At 33.9% G+C, this 18,532-nt stretch carries 14 protein-coding genes; 8 read left to right on the top strand and 6 right to left on the bottom strand.

What is annotated here, in order from left to right; translation table 11 throughout:
- Positions 1-224: 224 nt before the first annotated feature.
- The 6 genes from ccoG to ABD715_RS16150 form a co-directional block, all read right to left on the bottom strand.
- A complete protein-coding gene (gene ccoG / locus ABD715_RS16175) occupies positions 225-1,649 on the bottom strand; it encodes a cytochrome c oxidase accessory protein CcoG (protein WP_344789381.1) in 1,425 nt (474 codons plus the stop codon).
- A gap of 285 nt (positions 1,650-1,934) precedes the next feature.
- Positions 1,935-2,834, bottom strand: a complete 900-nt coding sequence (locus tag ABD715_RS16170) for a cbb3-type cytochrome c oxidase N-terminal domain-containing protein (protein WP_344789380.1) — start codon at positions 2,832-2,834, stop codon at positions 1,935-1,937.
- Complete coding sequence (locus ABD715_RS16165; protein WP_344789379.1) at positions 2,831-3,016, bottom strand: CcoQ/FixQ family Cbb3-type cytochrome c oxidase assembly chaperone; 186 nt, start codon at positions 3,014-3,016, stop codon at positions 2,831-2,833. Before ABD715_RS16165 ends, ABD715_RS16170 begins: the two co-directional genes overlap by 4 nt.
- Before the next feature lie 77 nt (positions 3,017-3,093).
- The gene (gene ccoN / locus ABD715_RS16160; RefSeq protein ID WP_344789378.1) at positions 3,094-5,289 is read right to left on the bottom strand and encodes a cytochrome-c oxidase, cbb3-type subunit I; all 2,196 of its coding nucleotides are present in this window, start codon (positions 5,287-5,289) and stop codon (positions 3,094-3,096) included.
- Positions 5,290-5,300: 11 nt separating this feature from the next.
- On the bottom strand, positions 5,301-5,486 hold the full coding sequence (gene ccoS, locus ABD715_RS16155) for a cbb3-type cytochrome oxidase assembly protein CcoS (RefSeq protein ID WP_344789377.1): 186 nt from the start codon (positions 5,484-5,486) through the stop codon (positions 5,301-5,303).
- A 206-nt stretch (positions 5,487-5,692) separates the two neighbouring features.
- The gene (locus ABD715_RS16150) at positions 5,693-8,068 is read right to left on the bottom strand and encodes a heavy metal translocating P-type ATPase (RefSeq protein ID WP_344789376.1); all 2,376 of its coding nucleotides are present in this window, start codon (positions 8,066-8,068) and stop codon (positions 5,693-5,695) included.
- Positions 8,069-8,212: 144 nt separating this feature from the next.
- Here ABD715_RS16150 and ABD715_RS16145 point away from each other — a divergent pair, with 144 nt between their 5' ends.
- The 8 genes from ABD715_RS16145 to ABD715_RS16110 all read left to right on the top strand — a co-directional run bounded on the left by ABD715_RS16145 (position 8,213) and on the right by ABD715_RS16110 (position 18,527).
- Positions 8,213-9,454 (top strand): PAS domain-containing sensor histidine kinase, encoded by a 1,242-nt coding sequence (locus ABD715_RS16145; protein WP_344789456.1) that lies wholly within the window; start codon positions 8,213-8,215, stop codon positions 9,452-9,454.
- Positions 9,454-10,503 (top strand): response regulator, encoded by a 1,050-nt coding sequence (locus tag ABD715_RS16140; protein WP_344789375.1) that lies wholly within the window; start codon positions 9,454-9,456, stop codon positions 10,501-10,503. Before ABD715_RS16145 ends, ABD715_RS16140 begins: the two co-directional genes overlap by 1 nt.
- A gap of 88 nt (positions 10,504-10,591) precedes the next feature.
- The gene (locus ABD715_RS16135; RefSeq protein ID WP_344789374.1) at positions 10,592-11,416 is read left to right on the top strand and encodes a universal stress protein; all 825 of its coding nucleotides are present in this window, start codon (positions 10,592-10,594) and stop codon (positions 11,414-11,416) included.
- A 29-nt stretch (positions 11,417-11,445) separates the two neighbouring features.
- Positions 11,446-12,123 (top strand): Crp/Fnr family transcriptional regulator, encoded by a 678-nt coding sequence (locus ABD715_RS16130; protein ID WP_344789373.1) that lies wholly within the window; start codon positions 11,446-11,448, stop codon positions 12,121-12,123.
- An 85-nt stretch (positions 12,124-12,208) separates the two neighbouring features.
- On the top strand, positions 12,209-13,336 hold the full coding sequence (locus ABD715_RS16125) for a vWA domain-containing protein (protein ID WP_344789372.1): 1,128 nt from the start codon (positions 12,209-12,211) through the stop codon (positions 13,334-13,336).
- Between the two features lie 79 nt (positions 13,337-13,415).
- Complete coding sequence (locus ABD715_RS16120; protein ID WP_344789371.1) at positions 13,416-14,882, top strand: sigma 54-interacting transcriptional regulator; 1,467 nt, start codon at positions 13,416-13,418, stop codon at positions 14,880-14,882.
- A gap of 261 nt (positions 14,883-15,143) precedes the next feature.
- A complete protein-coding gene (locus ABD715_RS16115) occupies positions 15,144-17,228 on the top strand; it encodes an HAD-IIB family hydrolase (protein WP_344789369.1) in 2,085 nt (694 codons plus the stop codon).
- Between the two features lie 21 nt (positions 17,229-17,249).
- Positions 17,250-18,527 (top strand): glycosyltransferase, encoded by a 1,278-nt coding sequence (locus ABD715_RS16110; protein WP_344789368.1) that lies wholly within the window; start codon positions 17,250-17,252, stop codon positions 18,525-18,527.
- Positions 18,528-18,532: the final 5 nt, after the last annotated feature.

Here is an 18,532-nt window from a genome sequence, read left to right as displayed (position 1 = left end):
AACTTTAGGTTTGTTTGCTTTTCTAGACCTGTAAGGTTTCAAAAACCGGACAGGTCTTTTGGTTCATTCAGCACGATGAGTTAGTTAAACATCTTTTCATCATAATAGTAAGAACCGTTTTTGTTTTATTAATACCTACAAGGTTGTCAAAACCTCGAAGGATTAATACAACCCTGTTTTTTTTCGCAAGAGTAAGCACTGTTTACTGAGACTACGACTGAAAACTATTTATAACTCCTAGGTCCCAAAAAGTTAGCAGTAGTCGTTTCAATCAACTCATCGCCTTTAAAAACGCCTATTTTAATTTTATTTCTATCGCCACTTAAAGCCGAATTATTAATCTCAATAAATAAAGTGCCTTCTGTAATACCTTGACTTGGCACAACAAAATCCTCACTTGTAGAAACCAATTTTAATTCGCCTTTATGCGACATCAGTTTAAAACTTACATCTTCAATTGCATCACTCGTTTTATTTACCAATTTATAAGTAAATACATTGCTTATAATGTTGTTTTCTTTATGTTCGTAAAGCTGACCTGGTAATCGTAAAACATTGGCCTCGACATCATTTCTTAAAAATAACATGCCAATTAGTAAGCCTATTAAAATAGAAAGTACAGCGATGTAACCTTTAATTCTTGGTGTGATTTTAAAAGGCGTTTTCTTCTCAATGTTTTCCTCGCTAGCATATCTAATTAAGCCTTTTGGTAAATTAATGCTCTCCATAATATGGTCGCATTCATCAATACAAGCAGTACAGTTTACACATTCTAGCTGTGTTCCATTTCTAATATCAATTCCGGTAGGGCAAACATGAACACATTGCATACAATCAATACAATCTCCATGACCTAAGGCTTCGCGATCTTCATTTTTTCTAAATTTTTTTCTACCGTTTTCCGCTTCGCCACGTTTATGATCGTAAGCCACAACAATAGATTTAGTATCTAAAAGTACACCTTGCAATCTTCCATACGGACAAGCAATTATGCAAACTTGTTCTCTAAACCAAGCAAAAACAAAGTAAAAAACAGCTGTAAAAATAAGTAGAGAAATTAAAGTGCTTATATTTTCGGCAGGACCTTCTAATATGTATTCAATAAGCTTGTCGCTGCTAATTAGATACGCCAAAAATACATTGGCAATTATAAACGAGATGATAATGAATATTACCGTTTTAAGTCCTTTTTTTCTAATCTTTTCGGCATCCCATTGCTGTTTTGCTAATTTGCGTTGTTTGTTTCTGTCGCCTTCAATCCAGTATTCAATGCGTCTAAAAACCATTTCCATAAAAATGGTTTGCGGACAAATCCAACCGCAAAAAATACGTCCAAACGACACCGTAAAGAGTGTTACAAATACAACACCTATTAGCATCGAAATAACAAACAAATGAAAGTCTTGTGGCCAAAACGGAAACCCGAAAATATTAAAACGACGTTCTAAAACATTAAACATTAAAAACTGATTGCCATTTATTTTAATAAAAGGCGATAACAGTAAAAAGGCTAATAAAAAGTAGCTCACATATTTTCTATAGTCATAGAATTTGCCACTTGGTTTTTTAGGGTATACCCAAGCGCGTTTACCATCTTCGGTAATCGTACCAATCGAGTCTCTAAATGATTCGTTTTGTGGAGTTTCCATGTTATTTAATTGTCCTGCAAGGTTTCTAAAACCTTGTAGGTATTTCTTAGTTTTTTAGTTATACCTGTCAGGTTTTAAAACCCGACAGGTCTGGGAAAAATAGTTTAGATAATAAAGTGTTATCACTCAATTAACGTATACTTCATTGTTGTTTCTTCAGTTTCCTGCAAGGTTTCTAGAACCTTGTAGGTATTTCTTAGTTTTTTTTAGTTATACCTGTCAGGTTTTAAAAACCCGACAGGTCTATAAATAGTTTTAGTAAAAGTTTAGTTAATAAAGTGTTATTTAGTTTGCAGCATGAGTGTCTTCAGTTTCACTAACCCAAATGTCCCCTTCTGCCGGTTTTGAGTTTGCTGGTGTTGTACCTTGAAAACTCAAAACGTAACTTGCTACTTGTGCCATTTGAGAAGGTTTAAGTTGTGCTTTCCAAGCAATCATACCTTTTCCAGAACGTCCACCTTCAGATATTGTTTTAAATACATTTTTAATACCGCCGCCTAATATCCAATGTTCATCGGTTAGGTTTGGTCCAATTCCGCCACCACCATCAATCATATGGCACGCCACACAATTGGTTTCAAAAATGGTTTTACCCGCTGTTAAATCGGTAGCATCAGTTAACTGGGTTACTGTATTAAAATCCACTAAGTCTTTTGCTGTTTTTTTGTACTCTTCAAGTGCTATTCTAGCTTCAGCTAATTCAGTATCTAATTCATCTATTTGCGTGTAGCCATTAAACACATGGAATCTTAACAAATAAACCGCAGCAAAAACTATAGAAATGTAAAACGAGTAAATCCACCAAGGCGGTAAGTTATTGTCTAACTCTTTAATGCCATCGTAATTATGGTCTAATACAATTTCGCCTTCTTCTTCAATAGGTTTAGAGCCAAGTAATTTTAAATAGGTTTCTTTAATCCAAGTAAATTTAACCGACTTTTCTTTATCGGCTAAAAAGCGTGCTTTAGCTTCTTCATCTAATTTATGAAGCATCACATTTTCTAGAGCAGCAATAATAGCTTGGGTAGCAATAAGTATAAGTAATACCAAAAGTAGAAACAATAATACTGCAGGATATTCTATAAATGCTGGTTTATCTCCAGAGTCTACAAAGAACTCTACTGCTCCAAAAATGATAAAAAATACTACTGGAACACGTATCCAGGATGGAACTAATTGTCTCATAATGTTGTGTCGTTTTGGTTATCTAATGGTATGTTACTTACTGATTTTATATACTCTTTTTTGGCTGTAATAACCCACCAAAATAGCATTACAAAAAAGGTAAAGAATATAAGAAGGGAAATCATAGGGTATATCTCAATACCTGTAATGCTTTCCATATGGTTTTTTACAAATTTCAACATGGTTGTTATATTGTTTTTGGTTAATAGCCATTGGTTTTTAGTTTATTAAAACCAATAGCTAAATACGATTAACTATTTTATTGTTGTTGCTCTGGTTTAACATGAATATCTGTACCTAAGCGTTGTAAATAGGCTATAAGTGCAACAATTTCCCTGTTTTTCATTTCTATAAAGTCTTCTCCGTTTTCTGCAGCGTAATCCTTATCAGCTTTATAGGTTTTAGCAAAATCAGGATCGGCATGAAGGTTTTCTTCAATTTGCGCACCTTGATCTAACATGCTTTGTTGTGCGTTGGCTATATCGTCTTCTGTGTACGGAACACCCAAGGTTACCATAGCTTCCATTTTAGCCTCGGTCATCGATTTATCAAGCGCACTACTTTTCCCTGTAATTAGCCATGGGTAACGCGGCATAATAGAACCCGATGAGGTACTTTGCGGATCGTACATATGGTTAAAATGCCAGTTGTCTGAGTATTTTGCACCAATTCTGTGTAAATCCGGACCGGTACGTTTACTTCCCCAAAGGAATGGATGGTCGTAAACAAACTCCCCAGCTTTCGAGTATTCGCCATAGCGTTCTACTTCACTTCTAAACGGACGAATCATTTGCGAGTGGCAACCCACACAACCTTCACGTATGTAAATATCTCGACCTTCCAATTCAAGAGGTGTATAAGGTTTTACACTTGCAATAGTTGGTATGTTAGATTTTACCATTATGGTTGGTACAATTTGAATAACACCACCAATTAAAATGGCAATAGTTGCTAGAATGGTTAATTGAATTGGGCGTCTTTCTAACCACGTGTGCCAACCTTCGTTTGCGGTACGTTTTTTAGTTACACGCTCTAAAGCTGGAGCTTCAGCCAATTCATCTTGCACTTTGCTACCGTTTTTAATAGTAACAATAACATTGTAAACAAGAATAAACATCCCGATAATGTAAAGCGATCCACCAATGGCACGCATCCAATACATTGGCATAATTTCAGTAACCGTTTCTAAAAAGTTACCATAAACTAATGTACCGTCAGGGTTAAATTGTTTCCACATACTAGCTTGGGTAAATCCAGCAACATACATAGGTAAAGCATAAATAATAATACCTAAAGTCCCTAACCAAAAGTGTAAATTGGCTAAGCCAGTAGAGTGTAATTTAGTTTTAAATAATCGCGGAATTAAGTAGTAAATAAGACCGAAAGCCATAAACCCATTCCAAGCTAAAGCACCAACGTGTACGTGGGCAATAATCCAATCGGTAAAGTGCGCAATAGCGTTAACGTTTTTAAGTGAAAGCATTGGGCCTTCAAAAGTCGCCATACCATAACCAGTAATAGCAACAACCATAAATTTTAAAACAGGATCTGTTCGTACTTTATCCCAAGCACCACGCAATGTTAAAAGCCCATTTATCATACCACCCCAAGATGGCATTAATAACATAACAGAAAAGGCAACACCTAAATTTTGCGCCCATTCTGGAAGCGCTGTGTATAATAAATGGTGTGGTCCTGCCCAGATATAAATAAATATTAACGACCAGAAATGCACAATAGAAAGTCTATACGAATACACCGGTCTGTTGGCAGCCTTAGGCACAAAATAATACATTAAACCTAGAAAAGGCGTTGTTAAAAAGAAAGCCACCGCATTGTGACCGTACCACCATTGTACTAAGGCATCTTGAACACCAGCGTAAACCGAGTAGCTTTTCATACCGCTAACCGGTAACTCCAAACTATTAAATATATGAAGCACCGCAACCGTAACAAACGTAGCTAGGTAAAACCAAATAGCGACATATAAATGGCGTTGTCTACGTTTTAAAATGGTCCAAATCATATTAACACCAAAAACCACCCAAATAAGTGCAATGGCAATATCAATTGGCCACTCTAATTCGGCATATTCTTTAGATGTAGAATAACCTAAAGGCAACGAAATGGCAGCAGCAACAATAATAAGTTGCCAACCCCAAAAGTTAATGTTACTTAACAAGTCGCTAGCCATACGGGTTTTTAATAAACGCTGTAACGAGTAGTAAATACCGGCAAACATGGCATTTCCCACAAATGCGAAAATCACAGCATTAGTATGCAAAGGTCTTAACCGACCAAAACTAAGCCATGAAATGCCATCGGTCAAGTTTGGAAATAAAAACATAAAGGCAAGTAGTAAACCTACTGCCATACCTACAACACCAAAAACAATGGTAGCGTAAATAAACTTTGTAACGATTTTATTATCGTAATGAAATTGTTCCATTTTCATAATTGTAATTGTTATTCTTCTTTGGTTAGTATCGTTTTTTCTGGTTTCTCTTTAATTAATTCATCTTCAAATAGCATGCGTACCGATGGCGTATAACTATCGTCAAATTGTCCGCTTTTTACAGCCATTATAAATGCTATAAAAAAGCCAATAGCCACTATAATGCTTATAGTCAATAAAATATATATAACACTCATACCTATTTGAAGTTATGGTTCAAAAGTACTTTCATACTAGAATTTAAAAGATGATATTGGTCATGTTTGGCTCTTTTGTTCATTTTTTATTGGGCGTTACCACAAGGGTCGGGCTTTCCATTACAAGTCCTCGCACCTCCAAAGTCGGGCTGTGGGCTATCCACTACAATCCCCAACGCGCTTATCTGCCAAAATCCGTTTTATCATTATTTAAGTTTTCTGCCTACTACATTCGTGCAAACCGTTGTAAACACCACAATGCTAATAGAACTCAAAGGCATTAAAATAGCAGCGATAACGGGCGCTAATTGCCCTGTAACTGCGAAATAAATACCAATACTGTTGTAAATAAACGATAGTAAAAAGCTCCATTTTATAATTTTAATAGCCAATTTCGATGCTTTAATAAATTGATGTAATCCATTAAATTTTGTGGCGTCTAAAATTGCATCACAAGCAGGCGAAAACACATTAACATTCTCCGAAATAGCAATACCCACGTTACTCTGTGCTAGGGCTCCAGCATCATTTAATCCGTCGCCAATCATTAATACTTTAGCACCAGAATTTTGGTGGTGTTTTATATATTCCAGTTTATCCTCAGGTTTTTGGTTAAAAAACAACTTCGTTTTAGCAGGTAACAACTTGGTTAGGTTTTCTGCTTCTCCAGCATTATCGCCAGATAAAATTACCAAGTCATAATCCTTTTTTAATTTGTTAAACAACTTAGAAAGTCCTTTTCTGTATTTATTGTAAAATGTGAATTTCCCTTTGTATGTATTGTTTGTACTTACGTGTACAGCAGTATTTAACGTTGCAGTATCAGTGGTGCAACCAACAAAAGGAGCAGACCCGATTTTTATGGAATTCGTATGGTGTTGTGCAGTAATACCTTGTCCTATATGTTCTTCATAAGCATCTAAAGTCACAATATCATTTTCCGCTAAAAGCGTATACAAAGAGCGACTTAAAGGATGGTTAGAGTTTCGCAATGTACTCTTCAATAAAGCCTCTTCATTTGTAGAAAGTTCAGAACCATCGTATTCAATAGATGTTTCTTTGTTTGCAGTAATTGTTCCAGTTTTATCAAAAATAATAGTGTCTATAGCTGCCAATTGCTCAATAACCGATGCGTTTTTAGCATAGAATTTAAACTTACCAAAAATGCGAAGTAAATTCCCGAAGGTAAAAGGAGCAGCCAAAGCAATGGCGCAAGGGCATGCAATAATTAAAACAGCGGTAAACACGTTTAAAGCCTTGGTAGAATCTACAAACAACCAATATGCTGTGGCCATAAAAGCAATACTTAAAACCACGATGGTAAATTTTTTACTAATAGCATTGGTTAAGGTTGTAAAGCTGTCTTCTTTGTTTTTATTAAACACATCGTTACTCCAAAGTTGGGTTAAATAACTTTGCTCTACGGTTTTTAAAACATCAACTTCAATGCTGCCATCTTGTTGTTTTCCACCAGCAAATAATTTATCGCCAGATTGTTTCGATACCGCTTCAGATTCGCCTGTAACAAAACTATAGTCTATTCGTGCTTTACCTTTTATTAAAATACAATCTACCGGAATTAACTCTTCGTTTCTAATTAATAGTCGGTCGCCTTTTTTAATATCGTAAACTTGAATGGAAGTTTCTTTTCCATCAGCTTCAATCTTAGTGATTCCAATAGGGAAATACGATTTGTAATCCCTTTCAAAAGATAAGAAATTATAGGTTTTTTGCTGGAAAAATTTCCCTAGTAATAAAAAGAAAACAAGACCAGATAAACTATCAAAAAAGCCTGTGCCGAGGTCTAAAACAATTTCGGTTGTACTTCTTAAAAATAAAACACTTACACCTAAGGCTATGGGCACATCAATATTTAAAATTTTTGCTTTTAAACCTTTGTATGCCGATATAAAATAATCTTGCGCGCAGTAAAAAACAACAGGAAGCGAAAAGGCAAACATGAGCCATCTAAACACATGTTTATATTGTTCTAGCCAAAATTCGGTAGATTGAAAATACTCCGGAAACGATAAAAACATAATGTTCCCAAAGGCAAAACCTGCAACGCCTAATTTATAAATAAGCGATCGGTCTACATTTTTTTTACCAACCGAATAATCGTCCAAGCTAATAAAAGGTTCGTAGCCAATACTGCTTAATAATTGCACTAAGGTTTTTAAACTAAAGTTTTCGGTATGATAATTAACACGAACCGTTTTCTTTCCAAAATTTACTATTGAAGATGAAATGCTAGGGTTTAATTTATTCAAATTTTCAAGAATCCAAATACAAGAACTGCAATGAATATGCGGAATGTACAAGGTTGCTATTTGCGTTTTTTCGTCGTTAAACTCCAGAAGACTCTCAACTATTTTATCGTTATCAAGAAAATTATATTTGCCTTCAATCTCTTTAGGAGTTGTTCCTGGGGCATTTTGTAAATCGTAGTAACAGGTTAAATCGTTTACAGAAAAAATTTCGTAAACCGTTTTGCAACCGTTACAACAAAACGATTTGTCATCAAAAATAATCTCGGTCGATGATGAATCTAACCCACAGTGGAAACAAGTTTTTTGCCCCATAATATTTGCTCATTTATACCTGAGACAAAAGTCATAAATCAACCTACTTTTAAATATGATATTAGTCATGTTTTGTATATTTTTACAACACTTTCAATTAAAACTGGTATTCGAGTTTAAAAATTGATTCTAATTAGAAAACAAATGTTTCAAAACGATAAAGATGTTTTTAATGTGCTTTTTGAGGCGGTTTCAGAAGGTGTTATTGTTGTAAATACCAAGCAGCAAATAGTCTCTACCAACAAATCTGCCGAAGATATGTTTGGTTATACTAAAGGCGAATTACTTAATGCACATCTTCATGTTTTAATTCCGCAACGTTACCATGCCAACCATGGCGAGAATTTTGATGGCTTTATGAAAAATCGTGAAAAGCGTCAAATGGGGCATGGGCGAGATTTATACGGCGCTCATAAAAATGGTCATACATTTCCAGTAGAGGCTGGTTTAAATCCTATGGATATTAATGGAGAAACCTTTGTAATGGCTTTGGTTATTGATATTTCTGTTAGAAAAAAGCAAGAGTTAGAATTGCAAACCTTAAATAATGAGCTTGAAAAAAAGGTAGAAACCCGAACTATTGAGCTAATAACCACGGTTGAAGAATTAAAAGAAGTTAATAAAGAGCGCGATTTAGAAATTAAAAAACGTATAGAGGCTCAAGATAAAATAAGCAATGCGCTTAAAAAAGAAAAGGAGCTTAATGAGTTAAAAACAAAGTTTTTATCCTTGGTATCTCATGAGTTTAAAACACCCTTAAGTGGTATTTTAACCTCGGCAATGTTACTGGGAAAATATAAATTAGAAAAGCAGCAAGAAAAACGCGATAAGCATATTAAAACGATTACCGATAAGGTACATTATTTAAACAATATTTTAAATGATTTCTTATCTATCGAGAAGCTTGAAACAGGAAAAATCAACTACAAATACAGCACCTTTAAATTAAGTAAGGTTGTAGACGAAGTCGTGTATAACGCCAATATGCTTTTAAAAGAAGGACAAACCATTAAGTATCCTGAAAATATTGATGATTACGCGCTTTATCAAGATGAAAAAATAGTGGAATTGGCTTTGTCAAATTTGGTGCACAATGCCATTAAATATTCGCCAGAACATGGTGTTATTGGTATTGAAATCAATCAAAATGAAACCGAGACTAAGTTTGTTGTATCAGATCATGGTATGGGAATTCCAAAGGCAGATCAAAAACAAATATTTAATCGGTATTTTAGAGCAGAAAATGCACTGTTAACGCAAGGTACTGGTATTGGTTTAAATATTGTAAAAAGCCATTTAGAAAATTTAGGAGGTTCTATAAGTTTTACAAGCGAAGAAAATAAAGGAAGTACATTTATAATTTTATTGAAAAATAAAGCAGAATAATGAAAAGAATACTACTAATAGAAGACGATACTATTTTAAGAGAAAATACAGCCGAATTATTAGAACTTTCAGACTATGCTGTAACCACTGCACCAAATGGAAAGTTAGGATTAGAAACTGCTTTAAGCATGATTCCAGATATTATTGTTTGCGATATTATGATGCCAGAATTAGATGGCTATGGCGTTTTGCAAGGGTTGTCTAAAACTGAAAACACGAAGTATATTCCCTTTATATTTTTATCTGCAAAAACGGAGCGTAAAGATGTTAGAAAAGGCATGGATTTAGGTGCCGATGATTATATAACAAAACCTTTTGAAGAAGATGAATTAATTAGTGCTATTGAAAGTAGATTGGCTAAGGCTGCTATTTTAAAAGACACTAGAGACAAGGCGGGATCTAAAGATGAGGTTGAAGATGATATTAGAACTTTAAACGATTTAAAGAATTTCTTCGATGATAATGGCGAAACCAAAACCTTTAGCAAAGGCACAAATATTTACGAAGAAGGCGAACACTCCAACACCATTTATTTAATTGAAAAAGGATTAATTAAATGCCATAAGTTAGATGAACAAGGTAAAGATTTAACCACAGCCTTACATAAGGAAGACGATTTGTTTGGCTATACATCATTTACACAAAACACGACCTATAAAGAAACAGCAACAGCTATTCAAGATGCTACATTGTTGGGTATTTCTAAAAACGAGCTTAAAGATGTGCTAAACAGCAATCATAACGTAACTTTAGAGCTAATACAATTGTTAAACGAAGATTTAGTTGGTGTTAAAGACCAATTACTACAAATGGCTTATAGTTCCGTAAGAAAGCGTACAGCAACAACCATTTTAAAATTTGCTGAGAAATTAAACAGAAAACCAGAAGACGCTATTAGGATTTCTAGAAACGATTTGGCTAGTGTTGCAGGTATTGCTACCGAAAGTTTAATACGTACGCTGTCTCGTTTTAAGGACATGGAAATTATTGAAATTGAAGGGCGTAATATTAGAATTTTAGACATGAAAGCACTTCAAAAAATAGAATAATGCCTTGAATTATCTGTTGATATGATTTTGGTCATATTTCAAGAACGCTCATGCTTATATATTTGTGACCTAGATACTTATTATAAGCATGAAAAATATATTAATACCTACCGATTTTTCTGAAAATGCGTGGAACGCCATAGCATATGCGGTGCGGTTTTTTAAAAAATCGCCTTGTAATTTCTATCTTTTAAATGTGAAAACTCCAGAAAATACGGTTGATTCGTTATTCGATTATAACATTTCTCAAGTTTTAAAAATTCCTGCGAAATTTAAATTAGAGCAAACCGTTAATAGAATTAAATCGGAATTACCAAAAAGTAATAATCATAGATTTATTACGGTTCAAGACAGTAATTACCTTGTTAAATCCATCAGGAATATTGTAGAAGAAAAGCAAATAGATTTTATAGTTATGGGCACAAAAGGTGCTTCAGATTTTACTGCAACATCACTTGGCAGTAACACGAGTCATGTTATTACCAAAGTAAAATGTTCAACTCTTGTAGTGCCAAAAAACGCAAAATTTTCTTCGCTTAAAGAAATTGCATTTCCAACAGATTTTTTAACGCTTTATTCTCCAGCAACTTTAGAGAATATAAACAATATTGTAACTAACAATAAGGCTTCTGTTCGAGTTTTACATATTAAAAATAGGGAAGCAATACTTAATGTAGAGCAGCAAGAAAATAAAGCTTTTTTAGATGATTATTTGGGAGATAATAAGCACAGTTTTCATTTTTTAACCAATAAACAAATTGAAACTCAGGTTCAGAATTTTGTTGAAAATCAACATATTAATCTGATTACGATGTTGGCTAGAAATTTAAATTATTTCCAGAAAATATTGTTTAAACCTACGGTTCCAGAAATTAAATATTACTCAGAAACTCCTTTTTTAGTGCTGCATTAATCATGCATAATTATAACTTATTTTAAATCATGGGCAAGTGCGAACAATGTATAATAAAACAATTTAACGCTTTAAAATCGTTAACAAAAGATGAGTTAATTCGTATTTCTGGGTGTAAATCATCTAAAAAAATAAAAAAAGGAGAAGTTATTTTTGAAGAAGGCGAGGTTTTAAATGGCGTATATTGTATACGTGATGGTATATGTAAACTGTCTAAACTAAGTGAAAACGGAAAAGACCAAATTGTAAAAATGGTGATAAAAGGGCAATTACTTGGGCAACGCTCTATAATAAGTGGTCAGAGTTCTAACCTTCAGGCTGTAGCTTTAAATGATATGGAAGTGTGTTTTATTCCTAAGAATGAAATAATAAGCGATTTACAACGCAATCCTAAATTTTCTTTTGATGTGTTGCAAGATATGGCAAGAGATTTAAAAGATTCTGATGATATTATTGTAAATATGGCTCAAAAAACGGTTAAACAGCGGTTGGCTGAAGCTTTAATTTATATACAAGAAAACTTTGGCGAAAACCCAGATGGTACCTTAAGTGTGTTATTATCTCGAGAAGATTACGCTAGCATTGTTGGTACTGCAACAGAGTCTGCTATTCGCGTGCTATCCCAATTTAAAAGAGAAGGTTTAATCTCTACAATTGGTAAGTTTATTAAGATTGAAAATCTTAATGGATTAAAACGTGTAGAATAGTAACCTTAAAGACTTTTGTTAAAGTAAAGATAAATCTAAATATGGTTTTCTTGTTTCTATAAAAATATAGTATTTTTATAGAGCTATGGAAAATAATAAAACGAACAGAAAAGGTTTTGTGTTTACTAAATACGAAGCACCTTTTCAATCGCCTTTCGATAAGTTATTCGATATCTTTAAAGAGCTTATTACACATACTTCGGGCGATTTTGATGAAGCCATCGATTGGTTACGCGAACTTGATAAGGAGTATAAACTTACAACAGCAGAGTATACTATAGACGATTTTATTGAAGACCTAAAACAAAAAGGTTATTTAAAAGAAGAAATTGATCCCGAAGGAAACGCAGGTTTGGCTATTACCGCTAAAACAGAACGTGCTATTCGTCAACAAGCATTAGATCATATTTTTGGAAAGATAAAGCGCAGTGGGCAAGGCAATCACAAAAGTAAAAGTCCAGGGATAGGAGACGAGCATACTGGCGATTTTAGAAACTATCAATTTGGAGATGCTTTAGATAAAGTGTCTATGACCGAAAGTTTAAAAAACGCTCAAATTAATCATGGTATTGGAGACTTTACACTTTCTGAAGACGATTTAGTAGTTGAAGAAACATTGCATAAATCTCAAATGAGTACGGTGTTAATGATTGATATTAGCCACAGTATGATTTTGTATGGCGAAGATAGAATTACACCTGCCAAACGAGTAGCTATGGCGCTAGCCGAATTAATAACAACGCGTTATCCAAAAGATACCCTAGATATTTTGGTGTTTGGTAATGATGCGTGGCAAATTGAAATTAAAGATTTACCGTATTTAAAAGTGGGACCATATCACACCAATACCGTTGCAGGTTTGCAATTGGCGATGGATTTGTTACGTCGAAAAAGAAATACCAATAAACAAATTTTTATGATAACAGATGGTAAACCTAGTTGTTTACGTTTACCAGACGGACAGTATTATAAAAACAGTAATGGGCTAGATTCTCACATTGTAAATAAATGTTACATGATGGCACAACAGGCAAGAAAGCTGCATATTCCTATAACGACGTTTATGATAGCTCAAGACAGTTACCTAATGCAATTTGTTAGAGAATTTACGCATGCAAATCAAGGAAAAGCATTTTATACAGGTCTTAAAGGTTTAGGCGAAATGATTTTTGAAGATTACGAAACAAACAGAAAGAAAAGAATTAAAGGATAATTTTTTAACTAGTAGCTATTAGCTTCTAGAATTTTTGATAAAAGAGTAAGTGCTAAGCAAAATAGCAAAAAGATGTAATATGAAAGAAGAATATATAAAAACACTAGGAGAACTAAAAAAATCGGGATATCAATCAAAATCTATTAAAGATGAATTACGGGATAACCTAATCGAAAAAATAAAAAATAAAGAAACAACTTTTGAAGGTGTTCATGGATACGAAAATACGGTAATTCCAGAACTTGAACGTGCTATTTTATCAAGACATAATATTAATTTATTAGGCCTGCGTGGTCAAGCAAAAACAAGGTTAGCACGTTTAATGCTTAATTTGTTAGATGAATATATACCTGTTGTAGAAGGATCTGAGATTAATGACGATCCGTTACAACCCATTTCTAGATTTGCAGCAGAATTAATTAAAGAACACGGCGATAATACACCAATAACATGGTTGCATAGAAGTGATCGTTTTGCAGAGAAATTAGCAACACCAGATGTTACCGTTGCCGATATTATTGGAGATGTAGACCCTATAAAGGCAGCCAATTTAAAATTAAGTTATGCAGATGATCGTGTGATTCATTACGGGATGATTCCAAGAGCAAACCGCTGTATTTTTGTAATTAATGAGTTGCCAGATTTACAAGCTAGAATTCAAGTGGCATTATTTAATATTCTACAAGAAGGCGATATTCAAATTCGTGGGTTTAAGTTGAGGTTACCGTTAGATGTGCAATTTATTTTTACCGCTAACCCTGAAGATTACACCAATAGAGGAAGTATTGTTACCCCTTTAAAAGATAGAATAGGATCGCAAATATTAACACATTACCCAGCAGATATTGAAACTGCAAGAAAAATTACAGAACAAGAAGCTAAACTGGTAGAAAGTCAGAATGCTTCTGTAGTTGTGCCAGATTTAGCTCGAGATTTGTTAGAACAAATTGTTTTTCAAGCACGCGAAAGCGAGTATATAGATGCTAAAAGTGGTGTAAGCGCACGTTTAAGTATTACAGCTCTAGAAAACTTATTAAGTACAGCAGAGCGTCGTGCGTTAATAAATGGAGACGAACAAACAACATTAAGATTGTCAGATTTTGTAGGTATTATTCCTGCCATAACCGGCAAAGTCGAGTTGGTTTACGAAGGCGAGCAAGAAGGAGCAGCAGCAGTAGCGTTTAATTTAATTGGAGAAGCGGTTAAAACTTTATTTGAAACCTTTTTTCCAAAAATAGGTAAACTTCAAAAGCAAGATCAAGAAAGTCCTTATGACGATATTGTGTCTTGGTTCTTTAATCAAAAAGAAGGTTTTGAGTTGCTAGACGATTTAAGAGATAAAGAATATAAAAATATTCTAAACGCTATTTCTCCTTTAGATGATTTATTGGCGAAGTATCAACCTAACTTATCGACGCAAGATTCTTATTTCGTAAAAGAATTTGTGCTTTGGGCATTAGTAGAATACAAACAATTAAGTAAACAACGCTTTACCGAGGGTATTCAATTTAAAGATCCTTATGGGAGTTTTATAAGCGGTTTATAAAACTAAAATATTGAAAGGATACTATTAAAGCTTGTAAGAAAAATATATTTTTTCTTACAAGCTTTTTTGTTTTAAACATTATCATATGCTCAGTTTATAAAGTACTATTTTTCATATTTATTATTCTTCAGCGTACTAATTGTTACAACTTTAATAATAGTCATAAATAGCCTTTTTTTCTTGTTTTTTGATGTAAATTCATCTATTTTCTACCAAAAATCATCCAAAATCATTAAAAAATAAAAATTTTAGATTTTAAACATGAGCAAAATTAAAGATAGTATTCAGCCTAAAATTAGTCTCCTTTCTTTCGATATTGATAATACATTAATGGACTTTCATACCCATAAAAGTAATTTCAGAAAAATATGGAAAAAGTATAAACCTAAAGATGTTTTTTTAACCTATAACACAGGTCGTTTAATTGGTGATGTACTTCTTCTAATAGATAAAGGTGTTTTGCCAGAACCAGATTATATTATTTCTGGAGTTGGAACTCATATTTATAATTATAAAGAAAAAAGTGTTGTAAAAGAGTTTAATAATATTCTTGATGATGGTTGGGATTTAGAGGAAGTAGAAACTTTAATTCAAAAAATAGATCATCCCATTAGCGATCAGCCAACAAAGTTTCAGCATGCTTATAAAAGAAGTTACTTTTTTCATAATGCAAGTCCAGAATTAATAGCAAGTGTCGAGAAAGATTTTGAAGATGCTAACATGAGTATTAATGTGGTGTATTCAGGAGATAAATTTTTAGATATTTTACCAAAATTTGCCAATAAAGGCAATGCATTGCAATGGCTTACAAAAACTTTAGGTATTAAAACCGAAGAGGTTTTAGTAGCAGGAGATAGTGGTAATGATTCTGCTATGTTCGATATGGCAAATGTTAAAGGTATTGTGGTAGCTAATGCCCATGAAGAGCTGTATCAATACACAAAACACAGACAAGTTTATCATACCGAAAAAGAAAAAAGTGATGGTATTATTGAAGGTTTAGTATACTACGGGATTTTGCCTAATAAAGCGAACGATGAATCGAATATCGATCATACTGATGATTTTTTTATAAAACAAGAATCTGAAAGTCTAGCAGCTGAAGGTGCCGATGAAAAAGTAGCTTTAATTCTTGAAGGTTATGATAAAGCAGTGGAAGCTTTACGAAAAAATATTACGCCATTAGGATTTTCAGCATGTTCCATAAAAGATAATGTTGCTCATGGTACAGATGAGAATTATTATAGTGTTTGGGCCAGAGATGGTGCTATTACCGTTATTGGAGCGCTTCCTTTAATTCATAAGCATGAAGATATTCATAAATGTGCGCGCCAAACACTTTTAACCTTGTTTGAGCATATTTCTCGTAATGGTCAAATTCCATCTAACGTGCGTATTAAAAATAATATTCCAGATTATTCTGGGGTTGGTGGTATTTGCTCTATAGATAGTGGAATTTGGGTAGTTATTGCTTTTTATGAATATGTAAATGAAACTAAAGATATTGAGTTTTTAAGAACTCATATTACAGATATAAAAGAAACCATGCGTTGGTTAGGAGCACACGATAGTAATAACGATGCTTTACTAGAAATTCCTGAGGCTGGAGATTGGACCGATTTATTTGGAAGAAGTTATAACATTCTTTACGACGAAATTCTATGGTATCGTGCCAATGTATGTTTCGGTAGAATGATGGAAATGTTAGGAGACCATGAGGACGCAGGAGAATATATTAGATGGTCTCAAGTTATAAAAAAAGAAATATTGCAAAATTTCTGGCCATCTACACAACAACAATTATTTCAATCGGTGTCTTTTGCAGAAAAGCAATTTACTCTTGGAGATACCTCGTATTTAATAGCACAAACAACACCTTTCGATTTTAGTTGGCGTTGCGATACTTTAGGAAATGTTTTAGCTTTTTTACATGGTACCATTGATGCCGAAAAAGCACACCAAACCTTTAAGTTTATGTGGGGTGTTGGTGTTAACGACCCATTTCCAATAGCCAACGTTTACCCAGTTGTAAGTCCTGGCGATCCAGATTGGAGACCATATTACACCGTAAACTTATTAAACTTACCAAACCATTATCACAACGGTGGTATTTGGCCATTTGTTGGTGGATTCTGGGTTAAATTCGTAAATAAATTAGGATTTAAAGATATAGCTATAGCAGAACTACACAAGCTTGCCTTAATAAATAAGGAAGGTATAAACGAAGAATGGGAGTTTACAGAATGGGCACATGGTACAACAGGTAAGCCAATGGGCAAAGCATATCAGGCTTGGTCTGCTGCTCAGTATATTTCTGCTTGTCACGATTTAAAATTAATTAAATAATATTAACTAAAACAAAATACAATGAAATCAATATTGATGATCTCTTTACATGGCTATGTAGGAGCAAATGCAGAATTAGGAAAGCCAGACACTGGTGGACAAGTAGTATATGTTTTAGAGCTAGCAGAACGTTTTAGCAGATTAGGAAAACGTGTAGATTTAGTAACGCGTCAATTTGAAGACCAACCAGAATACGATGTGGTTGATGAAAATTATAGTGTATGGCGAATTCCTTTTGGAGGTAAAAAATTTATTAGAAAAGAGGATATGCACGATCATCTTAAAAAGTTTGTAACCAATACGTTGGCTGCCATTAAAAAAGAGCGGAAAAAATACGATGTTGTATATACACATTATTGGGATGCAGGTTGGGCAGGACAAAAAATAGCTGAAGAGTTAGGGATTTCTCACGTGCATACACCGCACTCCTTAGGATGGTGGAAGCAGCACAGTATGGGAAGCGACATGGACGAAAAAGAAATGGAAAAAACCTATCGTTTTAAAGAACGTATTCGAAAGGAATATTTCGTATATCAAATGTGTAATTACGTTATTGCTACTACGTTACCACAAGTCGATTTACTTACTAAGCAATACGATGTTTTACCTAAAAACTGTGGTATGATTCCTCCAGGAATAGACGAGAATAGATTTTTTCCGGTACCTTCCAAAGAAAATGATAAAATTAGAGCGAAGTACGACATTCAACCAACCGATATTTTGGCCTTAGGTAGAATGGCGCATAACAAAGGATACGATTTGTTATTTCAAGCTTTACCTACTGTTTTTGAATTATGTCCTGAAGCGCGTTTAGTTGCAGCTATTGGTGGCGATCAATCTGAGCAGGATAATCAAGGGATTGCCAAACTCAAAAAGATGGCTGAAGAGTTAGGGGTAGCAGATAAAATTTCTTGGAAAAATTATATTGCCGATGAAGATTTAGCCAACGTTTATCGTTCAGCAAATATTTTTGTAATGCCCTCTAGATACGAACCTTTTGGTATGGTGGCTATTGAGGCTATGGCATGCGGAACACCAACAATTATAACGGTTCATGGCGGGTTGTGCGATTTAATAGATTTTGGTAATCAAGGTTTATTTGCAGATCCGCATCGACCTAAAGAATTTGGTGCGATGATGGCTATGCCTCTTTTATATCCAAAATTACGTAATGAATTATCGGTAGAAGGTGCGCGTTTTGCGCGTCGTAACTTTGGTTGGACAGGTATTGCAAAACGTATGTTAGAAGTTTTTAGAAGTTCTATAAATCAAAGAACTATGGAATCGAATATATATTAAATCTA

Origin of the sequence: Postechiella marina, from assembly GCF_039538365.1 — a bacterium.
Taxonomy (GTDB): Bacteria; Bacteroidota; Bacteroidia; order Flavobacteriales; family Flavobacteriaceae; genus Postechiella; species Postechiella marina.
This window is presented reverse-complemented; position numbering and strand designations above follow the sequence as displayed.

Coding starts and splice junctions, on each gene's coding strand:
- ccoG (WP_344789381.1), bottom strand. CDS start 1,649: ATGGAAACTCCACAAAACGAATCATTTAGAGACTCGATTGGTACGATT.
- ABD715_RS16170 (WP_344789380.1), bottom strand. CDS start 2,834: ATGAGACAATTAGTTCCATCCTGGATACGTGTTCCAGTAGTATTTTTT.
- ABD715_RS16165 (WP_344789379.1), bottom strand. CDS start 3,016: ATGTTGAAATTTGTAAAAAACCATATGGAAAGCATTACAGGTATTGAG.
- ccoN (WP_344789378.1), bottom strand. CDS start 5,289: ATGAAAATGGAACAATTTCATTACGATAATAAAATCGTTACAAAGTTT.
- ccoS (WP_344789377.1), bottom strand. CDS start 5,486: ATGAGTGTTATATATATTTTATTGACTATAAGCATTATAGTGGCTATT.
- ABD715_RS16150 (WP_344789376.1), bottom strand. CDS start 8,068: ATGGGGCAAAAAACTTGTTTCCACTGTGGGTTAGATTCATCATCGACC.
- ABD715_RS16145 (WP_344789456.1), top strand. CDS start 8,213: ATGTTTCAAAACGATAAAGATGTTTTTAATGTGCTTTTTGAGGCGGTT.
- ABD715_RS16140 (WP_344789375.1), top strand. CDS start 9,454: ATGAAAAGAATACTACTAATAGAAGACGATACTATTTTAAGAGAAAAT.
- ABD715_RS16135 (WP_344789374.1), top strand. CDS start 10,592: ATGAAAAATATATTAATACCTACCGATTTTTCTGAAAATGCGTGGAAC.
- ABD715_RS16130 (WP_344789373.1), top strand. CDS start 11,446: ATGGGCAAGTGCGAACAATGTATAATAAAACAATTTAACGCTTTAAAA.
- ABD715_RS16125 (WP_344789372.1), top strand. CDS start 12,209: ATGGAAAATAATAAAACGAACAGAAAAGGTTTTGTGTTTACTAAATAC.
- ABD715_RS16120 (WP_344789371.1), top strand. CDS start 13,416: ATGAAAGAAGAATATATAAAAACACTAGGAGAACTAAAAAAATCGGGA.
- ABD715_RS16115 (WP_344789369.1), top strand. CDS start 15,144: ATGAGCAAAATTAAAGATAGTATTCAGCCTAAAATTAGTCTCCTTTCT.
- ABD715_RS16110 (WP_344789368.1), top strand. CDS start 17,250: ATGAAATCAATATTGATGATCTCTTTACATGGCTATGTAGGAGCAAAT.